General features: G+C 76.2%; 1 protein-coding gene. It reads left to right on the top strand.

The annotated features are described in order from the left end of the window. A partial coding sequence (locus CCN44_RS34080; protein WP_143650150.1) for a type I polyketide synthase occupies window positions 1-5,978 on the top strand: 5,978 nt, incomplete at both ends.

Genomic DNA, 5,978 nt, shown 5'->3' with positions numbered 1-5,978 from the left:
GTCACCGGCCCCGAGGACCTGTGGCGGCTGCTCGCCGAGGGCCGCGACGTCATCGGCGACTTCCCCGCCGACCGCGGCTGGGACCTCGACGGCCTCTACGACCCCGACCCGGACCGGGCCGGCCACACCTATCTGCGCCAGGGCGGCTTCCTGCACGACGCCGCCGACTTCGACGCCGAGTTCTTCGGCATCAGCCCGCGCGAGGCGCTGGCGATGGACCCGCAGCAGCGGCTGTTCCTCGAAGTCGCGTGGGAGGCGTTCGAACGGGCCGGCGTCGACCCGCTCGCCCTGCGCGGCACCGCCACCGGTGTCTTCGCGGGCGTCACCGACCAGCGCTACGACTCCCGGCACGGCGCGGTCGCCGGCGTGGACGAGGGACTGCTCGGCACCGGCACCTACGCGAGCGTGCTCTCCGGCCGGGTGGCCTACACCCTCGGCCTGGAAGGCCCGGCGATCAGCGTGGACACCGCCTGCTCGTCCTCCCTCGTCGCCCTGCACCTGGCCGGGCAGTCGCTGCGCACCGGCGAGTGCTCGCTGGCCCTCGCCGGCGGCGTGATGGTCATGTCGACACCGCGCGCCTTCGTGGAGTTCTCCCGGCAGCGGGGCCTCGCCCCCGACGGCCGCTGCAAGGCGTTCGCCGCCGCCGCGGACGGCATCGGCTGGTCCGAGGGCGTGGGCGTGGTCCTGCTGGAGCGGCTCTCCGACGCCCGCCGCAACGGCCACCCCGTGCTGGCCGTCGTCCGCGGCTCCGCGATCAACCAGGACGGCGCCTCCTCCGGGCTCACCGCGCCCAACGGATCGGCCCAGCAGCGGGTCATCCGCTCCGCGCTGGCCGCCGCCGGCCTCACGCCCGCCGACGTCGACGTCGTGGAGGCACACGGCACCGGCACCACCCTGGGCGACCCCATCGAGGCCAACGCCCTGCTGGCCACCTACGGCCAGGACCGCCGGCAGCCGCTGCGGCTCGGCTCGCTGAAGTCCAACATCGGCCACACCGGCCCCGCCGCGGGCGTGGCCGGCGTGATCAAGACGGTGCTCGCACTGCGCGCCGGGGAGGTGCCCCGCACCCTTCACGTGGACGCGCCCTCGCCGCACATCGACTGGGCCTCCGGCTCCGTCGAACTCGTCACCGGCGCCACCCCCTGGCCGCGGACCGACCGGCCGCGCCGCGCGGGTGTGTCCTCGTTCGGCGCGAGCGGCACCAACGCCCACGTGATCCTTGAGGAAGCCCCTGCGGAGGCCCTTGAAGAGGCCTCTTCGGCCTCGGCCGCGCCGCGCTGGGTGCCGTGGGTGCTCTCCGCCCGCTCCCGGGCCGCCCTCGCCGCACAGGCCACCCGGCTCGCCGCCCACCTCGACACCCACCCCGGACTGGACCCGGTGGACGTCTCCTGGTCCCTCGCCGCGTCGCGGGCGTCGCTGTCGCATCGTGCGGTGGTGGTGGCCGGTGATGTGGTGGAGGCGCGGCGTTCTCTTGCCGCGTTGGCGGCGGGGGAGCCGGTCGAGGGTGTGGTGGCGGGTGCAGCCGGGTCGTCGGGTGACGGTCGGGTGGTGTTCGTGTTCCCGGGTCAGGGGGCGCAGTGGGCGGGGATGGCGGTGGATCTGCTGGGTTCGTCGCCGGTGTTCGCCGAGCGGATGGATGCGTGTGCGGCGGCTCTGGCTGCTCATGTCGAGTGGTCGTTGCTGGATGTGGTGCGGGGTGTGGAGGGTGCTCCGGGGCTGGACCGGGTCGATGTGGTGCAGCCGGTGTTGTGGGCGGTGATGGTGTCGCTGGCGGAGGTGTGGCGTTCGTACGGCGTCGTGCCCTCGGCGGTGGTGGGTCACTCGCAGGGTGAGATCGCGGCCGCCTGCGTGGCGGGTGTGCTGTCGTTGGAGGACGGCGCCCGGATCGTGGCCCTGCGCGCGCGGCTCATCGCCGAGCGGCTGGCCGGCCGCGGCGGCATGGTCTCCGTGGCCCTGCCCGAAGCCGCGGTCACGGAGAAGCTCGGCCCCTGGGCCGGGCGCATCTCGGTCGCCGCGCTCAACGGCCCCTCCTCGGTGGTCCTCAGCGGCGACCCCGAGGCGCTGGACGAGGTGATGACGGCCTGGTCCGCCGACGGGGTACGGCTGCGGCGCATCGCGGTCGACTACGCCTCCCACTCGGCCCATGTCGAGTCCCTCGCCGCCGAGTTGCGCGGCGTGCTCGACGGACTGCGGCCCGGCACCGCCGACATCGCGTTCCACTCCACCCTGCTGGGCGGGCCGCTCGGCGACACCCCGCTCGACGCCGACTACTGGTACCGCAACCTGCGCGAGCCCGTCCTCTTCGAGCCCGTGGTCCGCGGGCTGCTCGACGCCGGGCACGACCTGTTCGTGGAGATCAGCCCCCACCCGGTGCTGACCGCCGCCGTCCAGGAGACCGCGGAGGCCGCCGAGCGGACCGCCGCCGTGGTCGGCACCCTCCGCCGCGACGAGGACGGCCCGCGCCGCCTGCTCCTGTCGCTCGCCGAGGCCGCCGTGCACGGCGCCCCCGTCGACTGGACACCGGCCTGCCCCGGCGGACGCCGCGTCGACCTGCCCACCTACGCCTTCCAGCGCCGCCGCTTCTGGCCCCGGGGCCCGGTCGCCGCCGACGCCACCGGCCTGGGCCTGACCGGCGCCGGGCACCCCCTGCTCGGTGCCGTCACCCCCCTCGCCGGCTCCGGCGGACTGGTCTTCACCGGCCGCGTCCCTGCGGGCACCGAACTGCCGGCCGGCACCGCCCTGGACCTGGCCCTGCACGCGGGCGACGGCAGGCCCCTCGGCGAACTCACCGAGGAGACACCGCTCGACACCCCCGGAGAAGCCCTCCGCCTCCAGGTCACCCTGGGCGCGGAGCACGCGGACGGCAGCTGCCCGGTCGCCGTCCACTCCCGGCCCGCCGACGCCGGCGACGACCAGCCCTGGACCCGGCACGCCACCGGCGTCCTCCGCCCGCACACCGGCATCCCCGCGCACACCGCGCCCGACGCCGCGGACACCGAGGTGACCGTCGAGCTGACCGACGAGACCGCCGGCGGCTGGGGCGTCCACCCGGCGCTGCTCGCCGACGCCCTGGCGGCCGTGCGCCCCGGCCTGGTCCCCGCCGCCTGGCACGGCGTCACCCTGCACGCGGTGGGCGCCACCCGGCTGCGGGTACGGCTGCACGCCACGGGCGAGGACGCGTTCACGCTGTACGCCGCCGACGACACCGGCGCGCCGGTGCTCACCGCCGACGCGGTGACCCTGCGCCCGCCGGCCACGGGCGGCCCGGGCCGGGACCACGAGCTGTACCAGGTCGAGTGGACGCCCGTCCCGCTGCCCGCGGCCGACGTCGACGGCATCGCCGTACTCGGCGACCTGCCGCTGCCCGGCTACCCCTCCTGCCCCGACCTGGCCGCCGTCACCGCCCTGGACACCGTGCCCGGCACCCTCGTGCTGCCCTGCCGGCAGCAGCGGCAGGACGGCACCGCCGACGCGGCCCACGCGGCCACCCGGCGCGTGCTCACCGTCCTGAAGGAGTGGCTCGCCGACGAGCGGCTGGCCGACACCCGGCTGGTCGTCCTCACCCACGGCGCGGTCCCGGCCGGCGCCGAGGACGTCACCGACCTCGCCCACGCGCCCGTGTGGGGCCTGATCCGCTCCGCCCGCGCCGAGCACCCCGGCCGGCTCGTACTGGTCGACGTCGACGGCCCGGACGCGCTCCAGCAGTTGCCCGCCGTCCTCGCCACCGGCGAACCCGAGATCGCCGTACGCGCCGGCCGCGCCCTCGCGCCCCGGCTGGTCCGCGCCCCGCGCGCCGACAACCGCGCGCCGGGCACCTCGTGGCCGTCCGACGGCGTCGTCCTCGTCACCGGCGGCACCGGCACGCTCGGCGCCCTGTGCGCCCGGCACCTGGTGACCGCACACGGCGTACGGCACCTGGTGCTGGCCGGCCGGCGCGGCGACGCCGCACCCGAGGCCACGGCCCTCGCCGGCGAACTGCGCGCCCTCGGCGCCGAGGTGACCGTCGCCGCCTGCGACGCCGCCGACCGCACCGCGCTGGCCGCCCTGCTCGACCGGATCACCGCCGAGCGGCCCCTGACCGGTGTCGTCCACGCCGCCGGCCTCCTGGACGACGGTGTCATCGCCTCGCAGACCCCGGAACGGCTCGCCAAGGTGCTCCGCCCCAAGGTCGACGCCGCCTGGAACCTGCACGAACTGACCGCCCCTCACCGGCCGGCCGTCTTCGTGCTGTTCTCCTCCACCTCCGGCCTCTTCGGCGCCCCCGGACAGAGCAACTACGCGGCGGGCAACGCCTTCGTCGACGCTCTCGCGGCCCACCGCCGCGCCCAGGGCCTGCCCGCCACCTCCCAGGTGTGGGGCCTGTGGGCGCACGCCAGCGGCATGACCGGCCACCTGGGCGCGGCGGATCTGCGGCGCGCGGCCCGCGACGGCGTGGTGCCGCTGCCCACACCCGACGCGCTGGCCCTGTTCGACCGCGCCACCGCGGGCCCGGCCCCGGTCCTCGTCCCCGCGTGGCTGGACCTCACCTCGTTCGCCACCGGCGTGACCGCCGTGCCCGCGCTGCTGCGCAGGCTGGTCCGCGGCCCGGCCCGGCGCGCCGCCACCGCGGAGGCCGGACCGGCCACCCTGGCCGACCGGCTCACCGCGCTCACCGCCCCGGAACGCGAACGCACCCTGCTCGCACTCGTCCGCTCGCACGCCGCCGTGGTCCTCGGCCACACCGACGACACCGGCGTGACCCCCGGCCGGGCGTTCAAGGAACTCGGCTTCGACTCGCTGACCGCCGTCGAACTGCGCAACCGGCTGGCCGCCGCCACCGGACTGCGCCTGCCCGCGACCCTCGTCTTCGACCACCCCAGCCCGCAGGCCCTCGCCGGCCACCTGCTGGCCGAACTCCTCGGCGCACCCGCCGAGGAGACGGCACCGGCACCGGTCCACGCACCGGCCCGCCCCGCCGCCGACGACCCCATCGCGATCGTCGGCATGGCCTGCCGCTACCCCGGCGGCGTGACCTCGCCCGAGGACCTGTGGCGGCTGCTCGCCGACGAGCGCGACGCGCTCTCCCCGTTCCCGGACGACCGGGGCTGGGACACCGCCGGCCTCTACCACCCGGACCCGGAGCACGCGGGCACCTCGTACGTGCGGGAGGGCGGCTTCCTCACGGACGTCGCCGGGTTCGACGCGGACTTCTTCGGGATCTCGCCGCGCGAGGCGCTGGCGATGGACCCGCAGCAGCGGCTCGCCCTGGAGACCGCGTGGGAGGCCGTCGAACGCGCCGGGATGGACCCGAAGTCCCTGCGCGGCACGGACATCGGCGTCTACCTCGGCACCAACGGCCAGGACTACGCCCAGCTGGTGCGCAGCGCCGTCGAGAGCGCGGAGGGCTACGTCGGCATCGGCAACTCCGCCAGCGTGCTGTCCGGCCGTATCGCCTACGTCCTCGGCCTGGAGGGTCCCGCGGTCACCGTCGACACCGCCTGCTCGGCGTCCCTGGTGGCCCTGCACTGGGCCATCCAGGCACTGCGCAACGGCGAGTGCTCGATGGCCCTGGCCGGCGGTGTCACCGTCATGTCCACCCCGGACGTCTTCGTCGACTTCTCGCGCCAGCGGGGCCTGGCGGCCGACGGGCGCTGCAAGTCCTTCGCCGCCGCGGCCGACGGGACCGGTTGGTCCGAGGGTGTCGGCATGCTGCTCGTGGAGCGGTTGTCGGACGCGCGCCGTCATGGGCACCGGGTCCTGGCGGTCGTCCGCGGCTCCGCGATCAACCAGGACGGTGCGTCGAACGGTCTGACGGCGCCGAACGGTCCGTCGCAGCAGCGGGTGATCCGTCAGGCCCTTGCGGGTGCGGGTCTTGCGGCCGCTGATGTGGATGCGGTGGAGGCGCACGGTACGGGGACGCGGCTGGGTGACCCGATCGAGGCGCAGGCGCTGCTGGCCACCTATGGGCAGGATCGGGAGCAGCCCCTGCTGCTGGGTTC

The organism is Streptomyces tricolor (assembly GCF_002155905.1).
GTDB lineage: Bacteria > Actinomycetota > Actinomycetes > Streptomycetales > Streptomycetaceae > Streptomyces > Streptomyces tricolor.
The sequence above is the reverse complement of the archived record's forward strand: the minus strand, read 5'-3'. Positions and strand labels throughout refer to the sequence as shown.